Below are 21,072 nucleotides of genomic sequence, written 5' to 3' on the forward strand. Positions count from 1 at the left end.
ACGCAGGAAACAACCGTATGCTATTATTCAATATAGCTTTCCAGTATTTTAAAGCCGCCTGTTGTTTCCAACTCAACTTTATCGATGCTTTTTGGTAACAGGATACATTCGCCCATTTTAACCGCATATGCCTGGTTGTTATATTTTACAGTATAACCGCCTTCAACACAAACATGGATCACAAATGAATCAAGTGCCGAATAGTCTTTCGATGTACTTTCGTCAAAATCGAGCACATTGGTAGTAAAATAAGGGCAGGTAACCAGTTTTACAGTCTCGTTCTTTTTAGGTTCATATCGGGTTTTATATTCGGGATAATGCTTGTAATCAATAGCGGCAAGAGCTTCTTCGGTATGTAACTCGCGTTTATTGCCTTTATCATCAACACGGTCAAAATCGTAAATACGGTAAGTAATATCAGATGTTTGCTGAATTTCGGCAATCAATAAACCTTTGCCAATAGTATGCACCCTGCCTGCGGGTAAAAAGAAAACATCATCAGCTACTGCATCCTCTTTGTTAAGGATATCCATGATATGACCGCTGTTTAAAGCATCAACATATTTTTGCTCGGTCATTTCCTGATTAAAACCGGTAATCAGTGTCGAACCCGGATCGGCTTCAATGATATACCACATTTCGGTTTTACCAAATGAGTTATGGCGTACTTTGGCCAACTTGTCATCGGGGTGTACCTGTACTGAAAGATCATCATTGGCATCAATAAATTTCACCAATAACGGGAAGATGTTGCCAAAGTGATCATAAACCTTTTTACCAACCAGCTCATCTTTGTATTGCTCTAATAAGTCGGCTAGTGATTCACCTTCCAAAGCGCCCGAAGCTACAACCGAAACATCAGATTTTACGCCTGATATTTCCCAGGTTTCGCCGCAGTTGGGCAGGCTGCCAAAATCTTTATGCAAATAGGTTTTTATCTTTTGACCGCCCCATATCTTGTCTTTATATATGGTTTTAAATTTTAATGGATATAATGCCGACATAGTGTTGTGTATTTTTGCCCGCTAAGTTAGGAGTTAAATAGAAAATTGAAAACGCTAAATTGGTTTACTCAGCTTAATGTGTAACAAAAAAGCCCATACTATAATGTATGAGCTTTTTCTTATTTAAATCGCCTGGCAATTATTTACCTAAGCGTTTTTTCAGGTTTTCGTCAATTGCAGCCAAAAACTCTTCGGTGTACAGGTAATCGGTACCATGCTCCACTTTTGGTTTAATGGTGATGGCCAAATCTTTGGTCATTTTGCCGCTTTCAACAGTTTCAATACAAACTTCTTCCAAAGCCTTGCAGAAATTGATCAGTTCAGTGTTCTTATCTAAGATGCCACGGAATTCCAAACCTCTTGTCCATGCAAAAATAGAGGCAATTGGATTGGTTGAAGTTGGCTTACCGGCCTGGTGATCACGATAGTGACGGGTTACAGTACCGTGGGCAGCTTCAGCTTCCATTACAGTACCATCAGGAGTAACCAGGGTTGAGGTCATTAAACCTAATGAACCAAAGCCTTGTGCTACAGTATCTGACTGTACGTCGCCATCATAGTTTTTACAAGCCCAAACAAAGTTGCCGTTCCATTTCAGGGCCGATGCAACCATGTCGTCAATTAAGCGGTGCTCATACGTGATACCGGCTGCTTCAAACTTTTGTTTGTAATCATTTTGATAGATCTCTTCAAAAATATCTTTGAAGCGGCCATCATATTTTTTAAGGATGGTATTTTTGGTTGAAAGGTATAAAGGCCAGCCTTTCATTAAAGCCTGGTTAAAGCAGGCATGCGCAAATCCTTTGATAGACTCATCGGTATTGTACATCGTTAATGCAACACCATCACCTTTAAAGTTAAATACCTCGTATGATTGCTCGGGGCCGCCATCTTCAGGAGTAAACTTAACGGTTAATTTACCTTTGCCTTTGGTTAAGAAATCGGTAGCACGGTACTGATCGCCAAACGCGTGACGGCCAATACAGATAGGCGCTGTCCAGTTAGGTACCAGGCGGGGTACATTGGACATAACAATAGGCTCACGAAAAACAGTACCATCCAATATGTTACGGATAGTACCGTTTGGCGATTTCCACATTTGTTTTAACCCAAACTCTTTCACCCTTGCTTCGTCGGGAGTAATAGTAGCACATTTAATACCAACGCCGTATTGCTTAATTGCGTTAGCTGCGTCAATAGTTACCTGGTCGTCGGTTTGGTCGCGGTACTCTATACCCAGATCGTAATATTTAATATCAAGATCAAGGTACGGGGTAATCAATTTGTCTTTAATGAATTTCCAGATTATTCGGGTCATTTCATCGCCATCCAGTTCAACTACCGGATTCTCTACTTTTATTTTTGACATGCCTGATGTGGTTTTTGTTATACAAACGGCCCAAATATATAAAATTGACTTTATCAATTTTATCAAATAACGCAATGAAAAATTATAGATTTCGTTATAATGACAATTATTAGTACCGGCATTGTTGTTTTTATAAACTTTGGTGCTATTTTTATAAAATAAAACGCTTACCATAAAACAAGCTCCTTTTATACAGGTGCTGCCGTTTATTTATGATAAAATCCATACTAAAAGCCTCCATTATAATCCTGCTGTGTTCTGTATCTTTTTTAGCTAAAGCCCAAATAGGCTTTGATTATGCACAATATGACGTTGGCTTTGCCGCAGGCATCAACCAGGCCAGTTCTACCGATGTGCAAACCCTAAAAACAACACCTTCCATAAATCTTAACTTTACTTACAATCAAAGCCCGTTTGTAAATTATATATTTAATGTGGAGGTAGGCCGTTTAAAAGGCGGTTCGCCGGCTACAAGTACACAAAGGCAATTTGAAAACCATTTCAGTGCTTACACTTTCAGGGTGCAGGTACAGGCAGGCGAATTGATTGACTACTCGAGAAGTGCTATAGCCAATGCTTTTAAAAACCTTTACCTGTCGTCGGGATTAGGATACATTAATAATAATGTTGTATACAGGACAGAGGATGCGCTTTTATTGGAGCAGGGCCGGGTATTGCCCTACGAACGCAAAACAAATGAAATATTTATACCACTAAGGCTGGGTTATGAGTTTAAGCTGTTTAACAGTTACAACCAGCCTGCAGTTAAAATTGACCTGGGTTACCAATACAATTTTATTATGGGCGATAATCTGGACGCCTACGTTGCCGGCGCGCATAACGACGCGTATTCGCAGGTTACTTTAGGTTTTAAATTTGCCATTGGTGGTGTTACATCTTACCGGAAACAGATCCATTATTAAGCTTAGGCTAAATCTTTTTTGATTGATTTGCTTTTTGGCAGGATTTTTACTGCGTATATTTATATAATAAAAGAACAAACCTATGAACAACGATCAAATAGACGATGCAGGTTTCAATGATGATCTGCCTGATCGCGACGAAAACCTAAAAGATGAACTGGGCGAAACCATTGATAAGGAGGACCTAAATTATAACCCGGACGATAATAGCTACGAATACGATGTTAAAAGCGATGACCCGGATTATGACCATCCCGATCCGTATCATACTGCCGCAAAAAACGGCGAGGATTTTAACTCCACCTATGACGAGGCAAACCCTTACGATGTAGACGGCGAATTTGACGAAGACCGTTCGCTTGAAACCGATGTAGATGAATTGGGAATGCACATTGACAACGGAGAAAGCGTTGAGATTGATCCGGTTGATGCCGCCCTTTCTCACACTCCCGAAGACGACCGGGACGACCTTGACGAAGAAGGATACCCCAAAAATGATAGGTAACCCCTGAGATAATTTATTAACTGCTGAGTTGTGGATTTTTAATCAAGTTCACTGCTCAGCATTTAAAACCCGGTTAATCAAAATCAAGATTAAACCGGCTCTTCAACTCCAGCAGCTGCGGGTTGCGGGCTGCCATATGCTGAAACTTTTCGGGCGCGGTATAAGGCTTACGTACTACCTTTTGTTCATCAACCCTGGCGTTTACCTCGATAGTAAAATTTTTAAGTGCACTGCGCAGGTAATTCAACATAACGGGCTTTTCATCCCTGAAAATATTTTCCTGCACCATATTGCCTACTATTACTTCAAAAACATAGGGCTTTAGCATGCGCGGCGCGCCCGCTGTAAGAACGGTTAGCAAAGTTTTTTTACCTTCTTTTTTTGCAAATGCAGCAAAATCGCTCCAGCATTGCAAAAAGGCATCCATGGTAAAATCCTCTTTATCCTCTCCTTTTAAATATGGGTCCTCTTCTTCAAGTAATTCTTCCTGCGTTTTAACTTCACCGGTTAATGAAGGGGTGAGCGTACTTCGCAAAGGCATTACTATCTTAGGCTTTTCAGCAGGCGATGTTATTGTTTCTTTTACCTGTACAGATGGCGTTACAACCTCTTTTGGTGGGGCACTGTATACCGGTGCGGCTTCGCTCACCACAGATACAGCAGGGCTTGCCTGCGCTCCGTTAACAGACGTTACTGTTGAGGTATCAGGTTTTTTTAGTCCCCCGTCGGTCGCGGAAGTTACAGTGAGTGGTGTGGTTGCCAGGTTAAACACCGATGGCAGGTGGCACATCTTAAGTAATGCCAGTTCAACCTGGAGCCGTTGATTTTTGCTGAGCTTATAACTAATATCGCACTGATTGGCAATATTCATGGCCGAGAGCAAAAACGACACCGATGCCTGCTGCGATTGCTGCAGGTATTTTGTTTTAATGCCTTCACTCACCTCAAGCAGCTTTAATGTCGATTGATCCTTCCCCACCAACAGATTTCTGAAATGTTCAGAAAGCCCGGCTATAAAATGAGCGCCATCGAACCCGCGCGAAAGGATCTCATCAAAAAACAATAATACTTTAGCGGTATCTTCCTTAAGCAGGCTCCCGGTTATATTAAAGTAGTAATCGTAATCAAGTATGTTCAGGTTATCAATAACCGAGCGATAGGTTACCTTCCCCCCGAAAAACTCACGATCTGATCAAACATCGAAAGCGCGTCGCGCAAACCGCCATCGGCTTTCTGGGCTATGATATGCAGGCCGTCGGGTTCATAACCTATGCTTTCCTTGCCGGCAATTGATGCCAGGTGGTTGGCCATATCCTCAACCCTGATGCGGTTAAAATCAAAGATCTGGCAGCGCGAAAGAATGGTTGGCAGGATCTTATGCTTTTCGGTAGTAGCCAATATAAATATGGCATAATGAGGTGGCTCCTCAAGTGTTTTCAGGAACGCGTTAAAAGCGGCCTGCGACAGCATGTGCACCTCATCAATAATATAAACCTTGTAACGTGCCGCCTGGGGCGGGATCCGTACCTGTTCAATCAAACTGCGGATATCATCAACAGAATTGTTTGAAGCAGCATCAAGCTCATGAACATTAAAAGAATTTCCGTTTTCAAAAGCCTTGCATGAAGCGCATTCGCCGCAGGCTTCGCCATTGGGCTGCAAATTGGTACAATTAATGGTTTTAGCCAGGATCCGCGCGCAGGTAGTTTTGCCCACACCACGTGGACCACAGAACAAAAATGCCTGTGCCAGCTGGCTATTTTTTATAGCATTTTTGAGCGTATTGGTTATATGTTGCTGACCAACAACGGTTTCAAAAGTAGCCGGGCGATACTTACGGGCCGAAACAATGAAATTATCCACAAGTGCTAAGGTAGTGAGAAATTAGATTTGGTGAAAGAGCGGTTTTGCTAATTTTTTTACACACCGGCCTCTTCACATGTTAAACCCGGCATTATTACATAAATGTTTTTGACAGCTTTAAAATAATACCAAACGAATTGTAAAGCAGGCCCCCATGATCATATGCCAGATCATATCCAACAGAATAACCATTTCTTAAAGGCCTCAAACCTTCAACAAACGTCGAATATTGATTCACTTTTTTAAAGGTACCATAATGGGGTGGATATTTTAACTTCCCTCCTAAAGAACGATATATTTCGGTGCCATTTTCAAATGTTCCCATATTTTTAGAATAGGATAATTTGGCTGTATAAAGCCAGTTGTTTACATAAACCTGCGTTGCAGCATGCAAAGCAAGTACCCTGTTATTTATAAAAAACTGCCATGTTTTTCCTGCTTTGCTCTTCACATCATTTATTGTGGTTATAAATGGCGTACCCAAGCCAATGTCATTATATGACCAACCCTCTGCATATTCATAATTATTATAATAATTTTCGGCGCCAGACTTGGTTGGTTTTGAACTTAATGTGCCGGCCTGGTTCGCCGTATATAAAAATTCGAATAAAAATTTCTTCCAGTAAAAACTACTCTGAATTGGTTTATTATTAACTAAGCTTATACCATTTAAACCATCGGCTATATTTGCAAGAGACTTTAAAGCACCTATGTCATAAAAGCTTTGACGATATACCGAAATTGTAAGTGCATCAAATTTATATTGAGCACCTATATCTATTGAACCTAAATGATTACCAACCTTACTGCCCTGATATAGTTTACCAGAAAGCACATACCAATAGGTGTCGACTGGAGACAATTCAAACCGTTTAAAAACACGCCTTTCATTTCCCCATAATGCTTCGTGATTATAAGAGGCCAAAAAATCAAATCTCCATGATGGCTTACCTATTTTTAAGGACAGGGTATTTTCCATGTAATAGCCTTTAAAATCTGACGGTTTTTCGCCTGTTCTTACTTTAACACTCCCTAAATACCCATTTGCCAAAGTTGCTTTAAATGCAAACAGTTTTCCCAAAACCGGGATACTATAAAAGTCAGGTATACCTAAACTTATCTTGGGGATACCCAAGGCATTACCAGAGATTGAAAAAGAACCTGAAGAAAGAGTTGAATCAACAAGCCCCACAATATCCTTTGAACGGCCAGCTTTCAATTCAAAAATACCGGCGTGGGCCTTTACAAATCCCTCAACTAAAATAAACTTGCTATTATTTCCGGCATTTCCTCTACCTTCAAAGGATGCGGCCCAGTCGTAAGTTTTTGTTGTATCATAATCTTTCCGAATTTTTCCGATTAAGCTACCGGACCCACCCGATAACGGAATACTGCCAAACTGATTTGCCCTTAACCAAAATGGCACTGAATTGTTGGTAGTGACAATGCCCTGGGCCTCCAGGCTAATATGCACATCCTGATTTTGTGCTTTTGCTAAAAAAAAGATAATAATATCGGCAATAAGACGACTAATTTTTTCATAACAGACAGTTTCGGCTAACGATTAATTTCAAATAACGAAAAATGATAATTTATTAAAAATAATATTGTTTTTTTATTAAAATCACATTTATAATACTATTACTAATACAAAAACAATTGTAATGTAGCAAATAAATTACATCATTCGCATTTTAACTTGAAATTAAATTTAACTATATGTTTAACCATATGAGATTCAGGTAGAAAAAAATTAAATCATGGAGAAAAAATAGACACAAAAGAATATGCGCTATGATTGTTACGCAATTTTGTTTTAACTCAATTTGTGAAACAAATTGCCCTGATCACCTTTTAAGGCAACAACGGAAAATAAACAGGAATAAGCAAAAAGGAACTTAATATGTCGCGGTCAAACAAACAAGACTTAACACATAATATATTAAATATCATCATCAGGCAAATGATCATCATCTTCGGGGTCGGGCTCACCAATACTGCCATCAACCTGTATTTCATGCAGATCTTCTTTATCCTCAAGGATATCATCAAAATCTTCATCTTCCTGGTCATCCCAGTCGCCTTCAAGGGGATCATCCCCTCCGCCATACATTAAGATCTCATCGAAAGTAAGCGGATTGCTTGTTCCTTTTTCGGCTTGAATAGTTGCGGGTTGCATAGCTTATGAGTTTTTAAGTAAAACCATAAGCTATGCCATAAGTTTTAGAAAAAATTTTGTTTTTATCAACACAATTTCTCCCTCGTTTACAGAATATCTATCGATACTATTTCCTTTACAGTATAATACCCCTTGGCTTGCGGCAGATACACTTCCATATCCTTCCAGGTTATCTGGAGTTTTTTACCGGCAAGTTTAGCCGGTGAAGCATCTATAAATTTCTCAGACCCGGAAAACTGCCTGAGCCAGATAAATGATTTTTCGGCCGCTGCCTTATCTGTTATAACAATATAATTAAATCCCTTTGTATCAATCCGTTTAAATACGCCGGTAGTAACCTGGGTACCGGTATCCTCAGCATCGCCATCCTTTCCCATTTTCATGGCGAGTTGCATAAAAGATCCGCATTTTTGCTTCATCAGGTTTTTACCGATCTCCACGCCTACTTTACTCATTGCCGGTTCATCGGTTACCTCAACATTTTGCTCTTTGGCTACATCCATTAGCAAGTCGGCATGGTTTTCAAAACACTTTTCAAAAGCATCATTGGCAGCCTGTTTGGTAGATATCTTTGCCACGTCAATTTTGGACAATTCTTTACAAAGCGAATCAAGCAGGCGTTGTTGCGCGGGCCCTATTGTTTGTGCTTTTATTGCGCTGGTTGTTGTTAAAAAAATGCGATAAAAAGGAGCAGGTTCTTTTTCATAATAATAATTTGACTGCTAATATAGCGCTGCCGGGCTAATTTGCTGTTATACACGTAGCATTTCATCTAAAAACATTTGATTGTTTCAATAATTACCTCTACATTTGCAGCCCCGTTATGGCGGGCAAATAATTAAAAATCAAGTATAATGCAACAGTACGAAATCGTGATCGTTCTAACCCCGTTGCTTTCAGAAGAGACTGCTAAAGAGGCAAATGCCAAATACAGCAAAATTCTTACTGATGGCGGAGCCGAAATTGTCCAGGAGGATAATTGGGGTTTGAGAAAATTAGCGTACCCAATCCAAAAGAAAACTACAGGGTACTATCACTTAACTGAATTTAAGGCTCCGGGTGAATTAATTAACAAATTGGAGATAGAGTTAAGGCGCGATGAGCGTGTTTTGCGTTTCCTGACCATTGCTTTGGATAAACATGCCATTGCTTACAATGACAAAAAACGCAGTGGTGCTTTTAACAAAAAACCAGCAGCTAAAGCAGAGGAGGCAGCAAACTAATGGCTAACGAACAAATTAAATACGTTACCGCTCCAAAGGTGGAGGATAACCGTAAAAAATACTGCCGTTTCAAAAAGAACGGTATCAAGTATATTGATTACAAAGACGCAAACTTTTTATTAAAGTTCATTAACGACCAAGGTAAAGTATTACCACGCCGTTTAACCGGTACTTCATTGAAGTTTCAGCGTAAAGTGGCTCAGGCTGTTAAACGCGCACGCCACATCGGTTTATTACCTTACGTTACAGATTCATTAAAATAATAGGAGATTTAAGAAATGGAAGTTATTTTAAAACAAGATGTAAAAAACCTGGGTGATAAAGACGATATCGTAAATGTGAAACCAGGTTATGGCCGTAACTACCTTTTACCAAAAGGCTACGCCATATTAGCTACTGAAAGCGCACGTAAAGTTTTAGCCGAAAACCTTAAACAAGCTCAATTTAAGCAAGAAAAAATCCGCAAGGATGCTGATGCTATTGCAGCTCGTTTAGAAGGTGTTAAACTTAACATTGGTGCTAAAGCCGGCGAAACAGGCAAAATCTTCGGTGCTATCAACACTATCCAAATTGCTGATGCATTGAAAAAGAAGGTTTTGAAGTTGACCGTCGTCGTATCACTTTTGACCAGGAGCCAAAATTTGTTGGTGAATACGTAGCCAACATCAACCTGCACAAGGAAGTTAAAGTACAGGTTCCGTTTGCAGTAGTAGCGGAATAATTATATTTCGGAATTCGGAGTTTCGATTTCGGATTTCTGGAAAAATTTTAGAATTTTAGAGGGTGTTTTGCTAAAGCAAAGCACCCTCTTCTTTTATCAGGAAATATTTTATAACTGTGTTCAAATTCTTCGGCAAAAACAACCAAAAATCAACGTCGGGCAAACGGAATTCAAAATCGGATTCAAAGTTTTATGGCATTCCTAAATTGATATTCAGGATTTTTAAACTGATATTCATCCTGTTTTTCGGTTTAAGCCTTTTGGGCGTAATTGGTTACCGTTTTATAAACCCTCCTTTTACCTGGTTAATGATCGAACGCGGCTTCCAGCGTAAATCGGCAGGTAAGGAATGGAAGATAGATAAAAAATGGAAAGATTTTGACGAGATCTCCGACAATATGAAACGTGCCGCCGTTGCTGCCGAAGACCAGACTTTTTTAGAGCACCACGGTTTCGATTTTAACGCCATCGAAAAAGCCATCGAAAAAATTCGCACAGTAAAAAACTAATTGGCGGCAGTACCATATCACAGCAGGTAGCCAAAAATGTTTTCCTTTGGGAAGGCCGTTCCATACTCCGTAAAGGCATCGAAGCTTATTTTACCATATTAATAGAAACCTTTTGGAGCAAAAAACGCATCATGGAGGTTTACCTGAACGAGATTGAAATGGGCGATGGAATATACGGTGTTGAGGCTGCTTCGCAGGCTTATTTTCACAAACCAGCCTCCGATTTAACCCGGCAGGAAGCTGCCGCCATAGCCGTGATTTTCCCAAGCCCGCTGAAATGGTCGGCCACCAACCCAACCAAATATTTAAGGCACAGGCAATACCTTATTATGAAAAATATGAAAAGGTTGGGGCCGCTGGATTTTTAGCCCCCTTGCCCCCTAAGGAGGGAATGAAAATTCCTTTCCCGGCATTCCTTTTTTATTTCAGCAACGCTGTAACCTTTTGTAAATTAAGACTATCTTAATTTATATAACCACACGCCATGTTGAAACAAAGTATCAAGACCAGCCTCTATCTACTTGCTTTTATCTTTTTCGCAAACATTGCTGCAGCGCAGGTTAAAAGCGATACCCCTGCCCCTTTTACGGACAAAGACATGGTGCAATGGGATTATCACTCAACAGTTATTGGTGAAGATTATACCATCTACGTACATTTTCCTCCGGGTTATGATACTACTAAAACCAAATACCCGGTGTTGTACGTGACTGATGGCGACTGGAACATGACCGTTGCCATGAACTGCTTCAACATGCTCCGGCAGGATTATGAAACCACTGAAGCACTCATTGTAGGCATTGGTTACGGCAGCCAACCAAACCAGCGCAGCCGCGATCTGAACCCCACAACCGGCGGACCAAAGTTCATATCATTTATTGAGCGGGAAGTAATACCATTTATACAAAGTAAATACCGTGTAAGCGATAATAAAGCACTATACGGTTATTCGTTTGGTGGCATGTTCACTACCATGGTACTGTTCGAGCATCCAAATCTATTTAATATGATCTTTATAGGGGCACCCGGCAACAGCGGAAGTGAACTAATCCCTTCGGCTAAAAAATACTTTGCCAATAATCATGACATTAACTGCAGGGTGTTTTTAGGCGTAGGTTCTTTTGAGCTCTTAACCAGCAAAAACATTCGGGATTTTAAAATCTACATGGAAAACCAGCATTGTAAAGGGCTTGATATTGCTATCGCAATCACCCCAAATGCCGGGCATGGGGCAGCATTGGCGCAAGTAATGCAAAACGCAATAAAATTTGCCTATTGTAAACAGCATAAGGCTATTGATATATCTGCAAAGCAACTGGAACAATATGCAGGAAATTACCAGATAGCAGGCGATGACAAAAACAAATTCAAGACTTATGTTGCTGAAGGCAAACTATACTTCGTCCAAAATGATGCAATACCTATGGTAATTGTGCCATATGCAAAAGCGTCGTTCTTTATGTACGAAAATGAACGGGCCGATATTACTTTCCATACAGAAGGCAACAAAATGTACATGGTTTTCAGCTTTCCAAATGAAAAACCAACCCGGCTGGATAAAGTAAACTAAACCTATTCTGCACCGTCCAGCAGCGCAGTTAAATCTGGGTGATACACAGGAGTTAAGAACTCGGTGACGGTAAATTCAGCAAGTTTATGCTTGTAAAAGGGATCTTCGGTAATGATCTTCTCTATTTGCTCCCTTGAGCCCGCAAGGGCCAGGATTACCCCACCCGTGCGCGGCACCTTAGGCCCCCAAACAACAAATACCTTTTCATCATAATATTTATTAAGATGCTTTAGATGGACCTCCATATAAGCATCAACCTCTTCAAGAGGGGCGATATACTTAAGATCGATGAAAAACATAAGCGTTAAGTTTAATATTCGGTATTGGGAATTTATTTGTACTTCCAGTGCCTTGATTTACCCTCAGTAAGCCACTCAGCGGCAGTTTCCATACGCTTAAGCCGGGTGGCCTCGGTTTTGGCCTCGGTTATCCATTCAATATACTCCTTTTTCTGCGAGTAGCTGAACTGGTTAAGGTTTAGCCAGGCTTGCGGATGGGCTTCTAAAAATTTCACGAAGTAGTCAGGTACCACCAACTCGTCGCGTTGAGCGGGCGGCTTCTTTTGGGAAGCCGGCCTGGGTTTATTATCTTCATTTAGGGCCATCGCCTGCTGTATAAACTCAATAAGTGCTTCCTTTGGAGGAAGGTCATCAATACTGGTCAGGCGACCGAAGCTACCTGCAGCCTGATCGGCCAGGCTCAATATCTTTTGTGGGTCATATAATAACGATGCCTTCCAAAAACCAAATGCGCAATGTTGTTTAAAAGCGGCCATATTGCAAACCACACCTTTGTAATCAAAAAAGGCATGCTCCATTTCATGGTTTCAATTATCATAGGCGAGGCTTCATGCACCACAGCTCTCAGATAGTTTAAAATCGGCTTTGCAAATTCGGGCGATTTTTCGATGTAGGCATCAATCCGGTTATCATAGTGTTCCATAATTAAAGTTAGCGATTACAACAGCTCCGGCAAAATTGATTTAAATACGCCCCGCCAAACCTGGCAGGGACCAAGCTCCTACAAAAAAACCCGCTTCAAAAGAAGCGGGTCTTAAAAATGTATCAACCATCCCTCCCCTGCAGGGGTCGGGGCATCGCTTACGAATCTATCTTAGCATATTTAGCGTTTCGCTCAATGAACTCGCGGCGTGGGGCAACTTCATCACCCATCAGCATGCTGAAGGTATGGTCGCACTCGGCGGCGTTTTCAATGGTAGCACGTTTAAGCGTGCGGGTAGCGGGGTTCATGGTAGTATCCCAAAGCTGGATATCGTTCATCTCACCCAAACCTTTATAGCGCTGCACGTGCACACTGTCTTCTTTACCGGCACCTTTAAGGCGCTGGATAGCAGCATCGCGCTGTACATCATTCCAGCAATATTCATACTCCTTACCTTTTTTAACCTGGTAAAGCGGCGGTGAAGCAATATATACATAACCGGCTTCAACAAGCTCCTTCATGTAACGGAAAAAGAAGGTAAGGATCAGCGTGGTGATGTGCGAACCGTCCACGTCGGCATCCGTCATGATGATGATCTTATGGTAACGGAGCTTGGTTAAGTTAAGGGCTTTATCATCTTCAGGCGTACCGCGGCTTACGCCCAAACCGGTAAACATGTTCTTGATCTCTTCGTTTTCGTAAATCTTGTGCTCCATGGCTTTCTCCACGTTCAGGATCTTACCACGCAATGGTAAAATAGCCTGGTACTCGCGGTTACGGCCCTGTTTGGCGGTACCACCCGCCGAGTCACCTTCCACAAGGAATAGCTCGCAAAGGGTTGGATCGCTATTGGCACAATCAGACAGTTTGCCCGGTAAACCCGAACCTGTCATTACACTCTTGCGCTGTACCATTTCGCGCGCTTTACGGGCGGCGGCACGGGCGGTAGCGGCAAGGATTACTTTATTTACAATCAGGCGGGCTTCTTTAGGGTTCTCTTCCAAAAAGTTACCCAAAATTTCACCCACAGCTACGTCAACCGCGCCCATTACCTCGTTGTTACCCAACTTACTTTTGGTTTGGCCTTCAAACTGAGGCTCCTGAACTTTTACTGATATAATGGCAGTTAATCCTTCGCGGAAGTCATCGCCGCTGATCTCAACTTTTACGTTTTTCAGCAGGCCCTCTTTATCGGCATAAGCTTTTAAGGTACGGGTTAAACCGCGACGGAAGCCTGCTACGTGCGTACCACCCTCAATGGTGTTAATGTTATTTACATATGAAAAAACATTCTCGCTGTAAGTATCATTATACTGCAGGGCAAGTTCAACCGGGATACCGCCCTTATTACCATCTACATAAATGGGCTCAGGGATGATCGATGTACGTGTTCCGTCCAAAAACTTAACAAACTCGCGCAAACCACCTTCTGAGAAAAACTCTTCGCTACGGAAAGTACCATCTTCCTGGGTTTCACGCTCATCGGTTAAACTCAGGCGAATGCCTTTGTTCAGGAATGACAACTCACGCAAACGGGCAGCAAGCGTATCATATTTATACTCGGTAGTGGTAGTAAAAATTTCCGGATCGGGCTGAAAGGTTTGGATAGTACCTGTTTTATCAGATACGCCAATTTCCTTAACGTCAAACATCGGCTTGCCGCGTTCGTATTCCTGGGTAAAGATCTTGCCTTCACGGTGCACAAGGGTCTTCACATGGGTTGATAATGCGTTAACGCAACTCACACCCACACCGTGTAAACCGCCGGATACTTTATAAGTATCCTTATCAAATTTACCACCGGCGTGCAAAACGGTCATTACAATTTCAAGCGCCGATTTACCCTCTTTTGTATTGATACCCGTAGGGATACCACGACCGTTATCTGATACGGTTATGGAATTGCCAACATGTATAGTAACTTTTATATCATCGCAATAACCGGCAAGGGCTTCGTCGATAGAGTTATCAACTACTTCATATACAAGGTGGTGCAAACCTTTAACACCTGTATCGCCAATGTACATCGACGGACGCTTACGTACCGCCTCTAAACCCTCTAAAACCTGTATGTTATCTGCTGAATAATTGGATTTATCCTGAATTTCTTCGCTCATATTTATTTAATGAAACAATCTTCAAAATTACAAAAAATACCCCGTATTAACGATTATTTGTGGATAAAAGTACTGTTGTGGAGAGTTGTCAGAACCGGGATTAGGGTGGATTTTCAGGATTTATTGGATTTTATTTGCCCTGCTGATTTTGTCTGAGCCCGAATTTTATGAAATTAAAGAATTTATCGAATTTGCTTATAGCTTCAAAAAGCTGGTTATTCCTTGATCCCTCCAAATCCCGGTTCAGGGAAAATCGGTGTAGTCAAAAATTAATCGGTGCAATCCCATAAACTAAACTAAAAATCAATCAACGTAATCTTTAAAAAACAAATCCGAAATCGAAAATCCGATATTCGAAATCATTAGGATACTTGCAATGAAAGATTATCTTTGTCAAAATTTTATAATAATTTTCAGATTGACAGAAATGAAAACCAGTGCTTCAGTTTTAACCAAACTTACTTTAGGATTAGCAATTGCAGGTAGCGTTGCGGCCTGTACTCAAAATAAAACCGCCGATAAACCGGCTGCTGCAACCACAGCAACTCCTGATAAAGAAACTATTGTTTATGTAAACTCTGATTCTTTATTAAACAAGTACGATTACTTTAAGGATATGTCAAAACGCCTTGAAGAAAAAGGAAAAGCATCACAAACCGACTTGCAAAACCGCGGTCAAGCATTTCAACGCCAGGTTGCCGAATACCAGAAAAATCAGGCTACCATGCCGGCTGATCAACGCCAGGCTACCGAGCAACAGTTACAGCGTAAACAACAGGAATTACAAGGCTACTCTCAAAATGCAGGTGCCGAATTCCAAAACGAGCAAGCTTCTGAAAATGCTAAACTGTATGATAAAATTGCCGACTTTGTAAAAGGTTATGCTAAAGAAAAAGGCTACAAACTGGTGTTAACCTATTCAAAAGCCAATCCAACCGTATTGTATGGTGATCCATCTTTAGATGTTACCGTTGACGTTGCCAAACGCCTTAACGAAGCTTACGCTAAAGACAAAAAATAATATCCTGATTTGAAAATTTGATGATGAAGTAATTTGAACATTACAAGTCATTTTCAAATATTCAAATTGACACATTTTCAAATTAAAACCTCAACTTCGGTTGAGGTTTTTTAATTTAGGGCAATATGGAAAATACGGTACACGAAAAATTTATGCGCATAGCCATTGAACTGGCCGAAGACAATGTAAAGCGCGGAATGGGCGGGCCTTTTGGGGCCGTAATTGTTAAGGACGGCATGATCATAGCCCGCAGCGCCAACCGTGTTGTACCCACTAATGATCCTACCGCACACGCCGAAGTCTCGGTGATCCGCCTGGCCTGCCAGGAACTGGGAACATATAATTTATCAGGCTGCGAAATTTATACCAGCTGTGAGCCCTGCCCAATGTGCCTGGGCGCTATTTACTGGGCACGTATAGATAAAATTTATTACGCCAATACCAAAGCCGATGCCGCTGCGATAGGGTTCGACGATCATTTTATTTATGATGAACTGGGCTGCACCATGGAAAAACGCAAGCTTCCTTTTGTCCAAATCCTTCGTGATGAAGCGCTAACTGCCTTTAAACTTTGGGAAACAACCGAGCATAAAGATCATTATTGACCGGAATTTGAGGGGGTAAATTGGTCTGAACCCGGATTTGTAGGATTTATCAGATGGGCAGGAATTTGATTCACATTTGCAAATCAAAATCCATCAATCCCTAAAATCTGCTTAATCCTGGTTCTCCTCCTGCTCTTCAAAAAAATTATCTTTCAGGTCATCAATTTCGCGCCTGTCGGCCTTAGTGGGACGGCCCGTGCCACGATCACGCTTCAGTATCGGGGCATGGAACATTGATTTAAAGGCCTGGGTTTGTTCAACAGGAGTTATATCTTCATAAAAATTCACGGCCGTTTTGGCGTCTACCCGGTTTTCCAACAAGCCGGTTACCTTCACTACCTTGCGCTCTATACCTTTTGCTACCTGGTAAACATCACCAATTTTCACCTCGTATGACGGCTTGATGTTTTTACCATCCAGCTTGATGCGGCCGGCCTTACAGGCATCAGAAGCAAGCGTACGGGTTTTAAACACGCGGATGGCCCACAGGTATTTATCTATTCTCAGTTTCTCTTTTTCGGCCATAACATTCAATTGCTTTTACACCGATTATCCGGTCGGCCGGCTAATTTACCAATATCATTTTACGTACAAATAAAAGCATCCATATTCGGGAGATGCTTTACAGCTGAAACGCAACTTGCCACGCCGCTATCCCGACGGTGGTATAAGTATAAAGCCTCAAATTTACGGCTTTTAAAACGGCTTTGCCAGAGATTATTGTAGTTATCAAAAACCTTTTATGATCCGGTACTTTTTACAACTTACTTGGGCAGGTCTTTTTTAATGAACTTATGATAAAGATGTTCGGCATAACCAACGCTAACATAATCAGGAAATTTCCAGTGTGGATAATAGCGTCTTTGGATGTATTTGAGAAAGCTAAAAAGCAAAACGCAAAAATAAGCAGCAAAGCCAGGCCAAGTAAAATAATGGCAATTAGTACAAATGGGGTCATACCTGGGAATAATTTGGGTAACAGTAATAAATTAAAAGGTAAAACAATTATACCAATACTCATCCAAGGTAACAGATTGATATAACAGCAGTTGCACGATAAGTAAAGTACTAATGTTTAATACTTTATAAACTTATTTGCCAGCAACACTAACAAACAACAATAAATAAACGCTCTTTTAAAATCAAGTTATTTACCCAAAAATCCAATTATATCCCTTGGAATTATAGCTATAATCGCCCGTTGAAATAAAAAAGTAAGCCTCCCCGACACTCGCTGTCCGGAAGGCTTTGACACCTAATTAGTTTAAACGTTGGTTTCCGTTTATATAAAATTAAGGCTTACTTAATGTATTTTTATGCAGTATTAACTAATTGTCCGCATATTGTATAAATGTGTAATATCAAACACATAAAGGCCCAAATACTAAACGCAACTTGCTATTACACTCAAGGCTTCCTCAAAGAATCCATAATACTTTGTCAAGGCCTTTCCTGCACTTAGTTGTAATTAATCTTTCAACTCCCGCCGCTCTTTCATGACATTCAATCTTTTAAAACATATTTCCTTAAAAATCCTTTAATTTGCCAAAAGTTTAATTTCACCAATGCAAGATCTTAAAAAACTGATTGAAGAGGCCTGGGAAGACAGGAACCTGCTGAACTATAATGAATACACCAACGCCATTGAAACCGTTATTGACCGTTTGGACAAAGGCGAGATCCGTGTGGCCGAACCCATTGGCACACGCTGGCATGTAAATGAGTGGATTAAAAAGGCGGTTGTTTTGTATTTCCCGACCAGGCAGATGGAAGAAATTAAAACCGGCCCTTTTGTTTTTCATGACAAAATGAAACTCAAAACGGATTACAAGCAAGCCGGCGTTCGTGTTGTACCTCATGGTATTGCCCGCTACGGTGCCCACCTGGCTAAAGGCGTCATCATGATGCCATCATACGTAAACATTGGCGCTTATGTTGATGAAGGTACCATGGTTGATACCTGGGCTACTGTTGGCTCATGCGCGCAGATTGGTAAACACGTACACTTAAGCGGTGGTGTTGGTATTGGTGGTGTGTTGGAGCCGCTACAGGCTGCCCCGGTTATTATTGAAGATAACTGCTTTATTGGTTCACGTGCAATTGTTGTTGAGGGCGTACATGTTGAACATGAAGCTGTATTAGGTGCAAACGTGGTGTTAACCGCATCAACCAAAATCATTGATGTTACCCACAGCACCCCGGTTGAATATAAAGGCCGCGTACCTGCCCGCTCAGTAGTAATTCCGGGTTCATATACTAAAAAGTTTGCTGCCGGCGAATACCAGGTGCCTTGCGCCCTCATCATCGGTACCCGTAAGGAATCAACCGATAAAAAAACGTCATTAAATGACGCCCTGCGTGAAAATAACGTAGCGGTATAATTATAGATATGAGATATCAGATGTGAGATATGAGATTTTGCATGGTAAAGATTCCGGCAATACCTTTATTTCACATCTGCTATATTCCTCTGAGAATGCAGCATTTCTCACGTCTCATATCTCACATCTCATATCTAAAACATGAAGATAGGATACGATGCTAAACGGGCTTTTTACAATAATACCGGCTTAGGTAATTACAGCCGCTGGTTAATTAAAGGCATAGCGTCGCTCAATCTATCCAACCTTTTATATTTATATACGCCAAAGGCCAAAGCTAATCCACGGCTTAATTTTATTGGCGATTATCCCAGCATTCGCACTGTTACCCCAAAAAGCAAATGGTTCACTTCATGGTGGCGTAGTAAAGGAATTATCAAAGATTTAAAACGTGATGGTATTGAAGTGTACCATGGTTTAAGTCACGAGTTGCCTTCGGGAATCGAACATACCGGCATTAAGTCGGTTGTTACCATGCATGACCTGATCTTCATGCGTTATCCGAAACATTTTGGTGCGGTTAATTACCGTATTTACCTCGCTAAGGTTAAACATGCCTGCCGTGTCGCGGATCAAATTATCGCCATAAGCCAAAAAACAAAGGATGATCTTGTCGACCTGCTCACCATCGCCCCCCAAAAATAGAAGTTGTTTACCAGGGATGTGACCCTTCATTTGCAATTGAACAAACCGCCGCGCAAAAATCGGCAGTAAAAGAAAAATATAACCTGCCCAACCGCTTTATTTTGAGTGTTGGCACTATTGAAGAACGCAAAAACTTGCTGTTAACCGTTATGGCTTTAAAAAACGTCAATGACATACCACTGGTGGTAATTGGCAAAGAAACCCAATACACAGAATTGGTTAAAACGTATATAACGGCTAATAACTTAAACCACCGGGTAATATTTTTAAAAGACGTTACCTTTGCAGAGTTACCTGCTGTTTATCAACTGGCATCGGTGTTTGTTTATCCATCACGGTACGAAGGATTTGGTATACCCGTGTTAGAAGCTTTAAACTCCGGCACGCCGGTTATAGCAGCAACAGGCTCATGCCTTGAAGAAGCAGGCGGGCCAGGCAGCCTGTATGTGAACCCTGATGATGATATCGGTCTTGCTGAAAAACTAAACCAGGTGCTTAGTGATGATGACTTAAGGCAAACCATGATAACCAAAGGCCGCGCTTACGCAGCTAATTTTACCAATGATAAACTAAGCCTGCAATTAATGCAGCTTTACCAAAATATTTTGAACCATGCTTAGAGACGAGAGTAGCCAAGGCTTTTAAAATTGTACAAGAGGGTGGCATCATCCTTTACCCTACCGATACCATTTGGGGCATAGGCTGCGATGCCACCAACACCGAAGCCATTCAAAAGATCTATCGCCTAAAACAGCGCGATGAGGCCAAAAGCATGATCATTTTGCTGGATACCGAAAACAAGCTGGAAAGCTATATCAGTGAAGTAAACCCGCTGGCTTTTGAATTGATTGAATACGCCGAAAACCCCTTAACGCTGGTGATGCCGGGCGCCAAAAACATTTCTCCGGCATTAATTGCTGCCGATGGCAGCGTGGGGATCAGGGTTGTAAAAGACACCCCTTTTTGCCAGCAATTGATTCAGCGTTTACGCAAACCTTTGGTGTCAACATCAGCTAATATTAGCGGTAAGCCCTCGCCGCAATATTTTTCGCAAATAGACCAGGAAATTATTGATGGTGTTGATTACGTAGTTGATTTGGAGCAGCATAGCAAAGAGATCAAAACACCGTCAACCATCATGAGGCTGGCTCCTGATGGGCGGTTTGAGTTTTTGCGTCGTTAACGAGGGATCAGAGGCTGGAGATTAGTGATTAGTTAAAAAGGTGTTTTTGAAGATATGTTTTAACAGAAACATTTTTATAAATTCTTTTGTGTAACCCCTCTACATATTCAATATACTGACTATCAATTATTTAAATAAAATAATTAAAATTGTGTTAACCCTATTAACCCCCTGTCGTGCAGAAAGCCGGAAGTATGAGGTCCAAAGTTTGAAGTCTGAAAGTTTTGTTTATTAAGTGGAAAGATACTTAGGACTTTCGACTAAGACTTTTGACTTTACCGGGGCATTTTACCAATTAATCTTACCTTTGTA

24 protein-coding genes and 1 pseudogene are annotated in these 21,072 nt (G+C 41.1%); 14 read left to right on the forward strand and 11 right to left on the reverse strand.

Annotation, left to right across the window (positions count from 1 at the left end; all coding sequences use genetic code 11):
* Positions 1-23: 23 nt before the first annotated feature.
* On the reverse strand, positions 24-1,004 hold the full coding sequence (locus ACQ86K_RS25025; protein ID WP_091166704.1) for a type I phosphomannose isomerase catalytic subunit: 981 nt from the start codon (positions 1,002-1,004) through the stop codon (positions 24-26).
* Positions 1,005-1,143: 139 nt separating this feature from the next.
* Positions 1,144-2,373 (reverse strand): NADP-dependent isocitrate dehydrogenase, encoded by a 1,230-nt coding sequence (locus ACQ86K_RS25030; protein ID WP_090529643.1) that lies wholly within the window; start codon positions 2,371-2,373, stop codon positions 1,144-1,146.
* Between the two features lie 212 nt (positions 2,374-2,585).
* Between ACQ86K_RS25030 and ACQ86K_RS25035 the strand changes: the two genes are divergently transcribed.
* Positions 2,586-3,296: a hypothetical protein gene (locus ACQ86K_RS25035; protein WP_091166703.1), complete on the forward strand. Its 711-nt coding sequence runs from the start codon at positions 2,586-2,588 to the stop codon at positions 3,294-3,296.
* 82 nt (positions 3,297-3,378) lie between these two features.
* Positions 3,379-3,801 (forward strand): hypothetical protein, encoded by a 423-nt coding sequence (locus tag ACQ86K_RS25040; RefSeq protein ID WP_091166701.1) that lies wholly within the window; start codon positions 3,379-3,381, stop codon positions 3,799-3,801.
* Positions 3,802-3,874: 73 nt separating this feature from the next.
* Here the strand turns inward: ACQ86K_RS25040 and ACQ86K_RS25045 are convergent, their stop codons facing one another.
* The 5 genes from ACQ86K_RS25045 to ACQ86K_RS25065 all read right to left on the reverse strand — a co-directional run bounded on the left by ACQ86K_RS25045 (position 3,875) and on the right by ACQ86K_RS25065 (position 8,421).
* Entirely contained in the window at positions 3,875-4,948 is a 1,074-nt protein-coding gene (locus ACQ86K_RS25045) for a hypothetical protein (RefSeq protein ID WP_431200927.1), read from the reverse strand.
* 14 nt (positions 4,949-4,962) lie between these two features.
* Positions 4,963-5,664 (reverse strand): DNA polymerase III subunit gamma/tau, encoded by a 702-nt coding sequence (dnaX, locus tag ACQ86K_RS25050; protein WP_431199002.1) that lies wholly within the window; start codon positions 5,662-5,664, stop codon positions 4,963-4,965.
* 94 nt (positions 5,665-5,758) lie between these two features.
* Positions 5,759-7,138 carry a capsule assembly Wzi family protein gene (locus tag ACQ86K_RS25055; RefSeq protein WP_431199003.1) on the reverse strand — a complete coding sequence of 460 codons (1,380 nt, stop codon included), beginning with the start codon at positions 7,136-7,138 and terminating at the stop codon, positions 5,759-5,761.
* Between the two features lie 468 nt (positions 7,139-7,606).
* Positions 7,607-7,843 carry a hypothetical protein gene (locus ACQ86K_RS25060; RefSeq protein ID WP_090528506.1) on the reverse strand — a complete coding sequence of 79 codons (237 nt, stop codon included), beginning with the start codon at positions 7,841-7,843 and terminating at the stop codon, positions 7,607-7,609.
* A gap of 86 nt (positions 7,844-7,929) precedes the next feature.
* On the reverse strand, positions 7,930-8,421 hold the full coding sequence (locus ACQ86K_RS25065) for a hypothetical protein (RefSeq protein ID WP_431199004.1): 492 nt from the start codon (positions 8,419-8,421) through the stop codon (positions 7,930-7,932).
* 276 nt (positions 8,422-8,697) lie between these two features.
* Between ACQ86K_RS25065 and rpsF the strand changes: the two genes are divergently transcribed.
* The 6 genes and pseudogenes from rpsF (at position 8,698) to ACQ86K_RS25095 (ending at position 11,866) form a co-directional block, all read left to right on the forward strand.
* Positions 8,698-9,066 (forward strand): 30S ribosomal protein S6, encoded by a 369-nt coding sequence (rpsF, locus tag ACQ86K_RS25070; RefSeq protein WP_090528512.1) that lies wholly within the window; start codon positions 8,698-8,700, stop codon positions 9,064-9,066.
* On the forward strand, positions 9,066-9,329 hold the full coding sequence (rpsR, locus tag ACQ86K_RS25075; RefSeq protein WP_022833472.1) for a 30S ribosomal protein S18: 264 nt from the start codon (positions 9,066-9,068) through the stop codon (positions 9,327-9,329). Before rpsF ends, rpsR begins: the two co-directional genes overlap by 1 nt.
* 15 nt (positions 9,330-9,344) lie before the next feature.
* A pseudogene (gene rplI, locus ACQ86K_RS25080) lies at positions 9,345-9,787 on the forward strand (50S ribosomal protein L9).
* 116 nt (positions 9,788-9,903) lie between these two features.
* Positions 9,904-10,296 carry a transglycosylase domain-containing protein gene (locus tag ACQ86K_RS25085; protein ID WP_431199005.1) on the forward strand — a complete coding sequence of 131 codons (393 nt, stop codon included), beginning with the start codon at positions 9,904-9,906 and terminating at the stop codon, positions 10,294-10,296.
* 14 nt (positions 10,297-10,310) lie between these two features.
* Positions 10,311-10,664, forward strand: coding sequence for a transglycosylase domain-containing protein (locus tag ACQ86K_RS25090; RefSeq protein WP_431200928.1), 354 nt, complete (start codon positions 10,311-10,313; stop codon positions 10,662-10,664).
* Positions 10,665-10,780: 116 nt separating this feature from the next.
* A complete protein-coding gene (locus ACQ86K_RS25095) occupies positions 10,781-11,866 on the forward strand; it encodes an alpha/beta hydrolase (protein ID WP_091166689.1) in 1,086 nt (361 codons plus the stop codon).
* 2 nt (positions 11,867-11,868) lie between these two features.
* Here the strand turns inward: ACQ86K_RS25095 and ACQ86K_RS25100 are convergent, their stop codons facing one another.
* The 3 genes from ACQ86K_RS25100 to gyrB all read right to left on the reverse strand — a co-directional run bounded on the left by ACQ86K_RS25100 (position 11,869) and on the right by gyrB (position 14,925).
* Positions 11,869-12,165 carry a YciI family protein gene (locus ACQ86K_RS25100; protein ID WP_431199006.1) on the reverse strand — a complete coding sequence of 99 codons (297 nt, stop codon included), beginning with the start codon at positions 12,163-12,165 and terminating at the stop codon, positions 11,869-11,871.
* Between the two features lie 32 nt (positions 12,166-12,197).
* Positions 12,198-12,683 (reverse strand): YdeI/OmpD-associated family protein, encoded by a 486-nt coding sequence (locus tag ACQ86K_RS25105; protein ID WP_431199007.1) that lies wholly within the window; start codon positions 12,681-12,683, stop codon positions 12,198-12,200.
* Between the two features lie 283 nt (positions 12,684-12,966).
* The gene (gene gyrB / locus ACQ86K_RS25110; RefSeq protein ID WP_091166682.1) at positions 12,967-14,925 is read right to left on the reverse strand and encodes a DNA topoisomerase (ATP-hydrolyzing) subunit B; all 1,959 of its coding nucleotides are present in this window, start codon (positions 14,923-14,925) and stop codon (positions 12,967-12,969) included.
* A gap of 427 nt (positions 14,926-15,352) precedes the next feature.
* Between gyrB and ACQ86K_RS25115 the strand changes: the two genes are divergently transcribed.
* Together ACQ86K_RS25115 and ACQ86K_RS25120 are read left to right on the forward strand one after the other, a co-directional pair.
* Positions 15,353-15,946, forward strand: coding sequence for an OmpH family outer membrane protein (locus ACQ86K_RS25115; protein WP_090528531.1), 594 nt, complete (start codon positions 15,353-15,355; stop codon positions 15,944-15,946).
* Between the two features lie 125 nt (positions 15,947-16,071).
* Positions 16,072-16,551: a nucleoside deaminase gene (locus ACQ86K_RS25120; protein WP_091166680.1), complete on the forward strand. Its 480-nt coding sequence runs from the start codon at positions 16,072-16,074 to the stop codon at positions 16,549-16,551.
* A 111-nt stretch (positions 16,552-16,662) separates the two neighbouring features.
* Here ACQ86K_RS25120 and ACQ86K_RS25125 read toward each other — a convergent pair whose 3' ends face one another.
* Positions 16,663-17,076 carry an RNA-binding S4 domain-containing protein gene (locus ACQ86K_RS25125; protein ID WP_091166679.1) on the reverse strand — a complete coding sequence of 138 codons (414 nt, stop codon included), beginning with the start codon at positions 17,074-17,076 and terminating at the stop codon, positions 16,663-16,665.
* 1,040 nt (positions 17,077-18,116) lie between these two features.
* On the opposite strand from ACQ86K_RS25125, the gene ACQ86K_RS25130 reads away from it, so the two are divergent.
* The 4 genes from ACQ86K_RS25130 (at position 18,117) to ACQ86K_RS25145 (ending at position 20,760) form a co-directional block, all read left to right on the forward strand.
* Entirely contained in the window at positions 18,117-18,932 is an 816-nt protein-coding gene (locus tag ACQ86K_RS25130; protein WP_091166675.1) for a 2,3,4,5-tetrahydropyridine-2,6-dicarboxylate N-succinyltransferase, read from the forward strand.
* A gap of 141 nt (positions 18,933-19,073) precedes the next feature.
* Entirely contained in the window at positions 19,074-19,577 is a 504-nt protein-coding gene (locus tag ACQ86K_RS25135; protein ID WP_431199008.1) for a glycosyltransferase, read from the forward strand.
* Positions 19,578-19,660: 83 nt separating this feature from the next.
* Positions 19,661-20,197 carry a glycosyltransferase family 4 protein gene (locus ACQ86K_RS25140; RefSeq protein WP_431200929.1) on the forward strand — a complete coding sequence of 179 codons (537 nt, stop codon included), beginning with the start codon at positions 19,661-19,663 and terminating at the stop codon, positions 20,195-20,197.
* A complete protein-coding gene (locus ACQ86K_RS25145; RefSeq protein ID WP_431200930.1) occupies positions 20,158-20,760 on the forward strand; it encodes an L-threonylcarbamoyladenylate synthase in 603 nt (200 codons plus the stop codon). Before ACQ86K_RS25140 ends, ACQ86K_RS25145 begins: the two co-directional genes overlap by 40 nt.
* Positions 20,761-21,072: the final 312 nt, after the last annotated feature.

The organism is Mucilaginibacter sp. P19 (genome assembly GCF_050632265.1).
Classification (GTDB): domain Bacteria; phylum Bacteroidota; class Bacteroidia; order Sphingobacteriales; family Sphingobacteriaceae; genus Mucilaginibacter; species Mucilaginibacter gossypii.

Coding starts and splice junctions, on each gene's coding strand:
- ACQ86K_RS25025 (WP_091166704.1), bottom strand. CDS start 1,004: ATGTCGGCATTATATCCATTAAAATTTAAAACCATATATAAAGACAAG.
- ACQ86K_RS25030 (WP_090529643.1), bottom strand. CDS start 2,373: ATGTCAAAAATAAAAGTAGAGAATCCGGTAGTTGAACTGGATGGCGAT.
- ACQ86K_RS25035 (WP_091166703.1), top strand. CDS start 2,586: ATGATAAAATCCATACTAAAAGCCTCCATTATAATCCTGCTGTGTTCT.
- ACQ86K_RS25040 (WP_091166701.1), top strand. CDS start 3,379: ATGAACAACGATCAAATAGACGATGCAGGTTTCAATGATGATCTGCCT.
- ACQ86K_RS25060 (WP_090528506.1), bottom strand. CDS start 7,843: ATGCAACCCGCAACTATTCAAGCCGAAAAAGGAACAAGCAATCCGCTT.
- rpsF (WP_090528512.1), top strand. CDS start 8,698: ATGCAACAGTACGAAATCGTGATCGTTCTAACCCCGTTGCTTTCAGAA.
- rpsR (WP_022833472.1), top strand. CDS start 9,066: ATGGCTAACGAACAAATTAAATACGTTACCGCTCCAAAGGTGGAGGAT.
- ACQ86K_RS25095 (WP_091166689.1), top strand. CDS start 10,781: ATGTTGAAACAAAGTATCAAGACCAGCCTCTATCTACTTGCTTTTATC.
- ACQ86K_RS25100 (WP_431199006.1), bottom strand. CDS start 12,165: ATGTTTTTCATCGATCTTAAGTATATCGCCCCTCTTGAAGAGGTTGAT.
- ACQ86K_RS25105 (WP_431199007.1), bottom strand. CDS start 12,683: ATGGAGCATGCCTTTTTTGATTACAAAGGTGTGGTTTGCAATATGGCC.
- gyrB (WP_091166682.1), bottom strand. CDS start 14,925: ATGAGCGAAGAAATTCAGGATAAATCCAATTATTCAGCAGATAACATA.
- ACQ86K_RS25115 (WP_090528531.1), top strand. CDS start 15,353: ATGAAAACCAGTGCTTCAGTTTTAACCAAACTTACTTTAGGATTAGCA.
- ACQ86K_RS25120 (WP_091166680.1), top strand. CDS start 16,072: ATGGAAAATACGGTACACGAAAAATTTATGCGCATAGCCATTGAACTG.
- ACQ86K_RS25125 (WP_091166679.1), bottom strand. CDS start 17,076: ATGGCCGAAAAAGAGAAACTGAGAATAGATAAATACCTGTGGGCCATC.
- ACQ86K_RS25130 (WP_091166675.1), top strand. CDS start 18,117: ATGCAAGATCTTAAAAAACTGATTGAAGAGGCCTGGGAAGACAGGAAC.
- ACQ86K_RS25135 (WP_431199008.1), top strand. CDS start 19,074: ATGAAGATAGGATACGATGCTAAACGGGCTTTTTACAATAATACCGGC.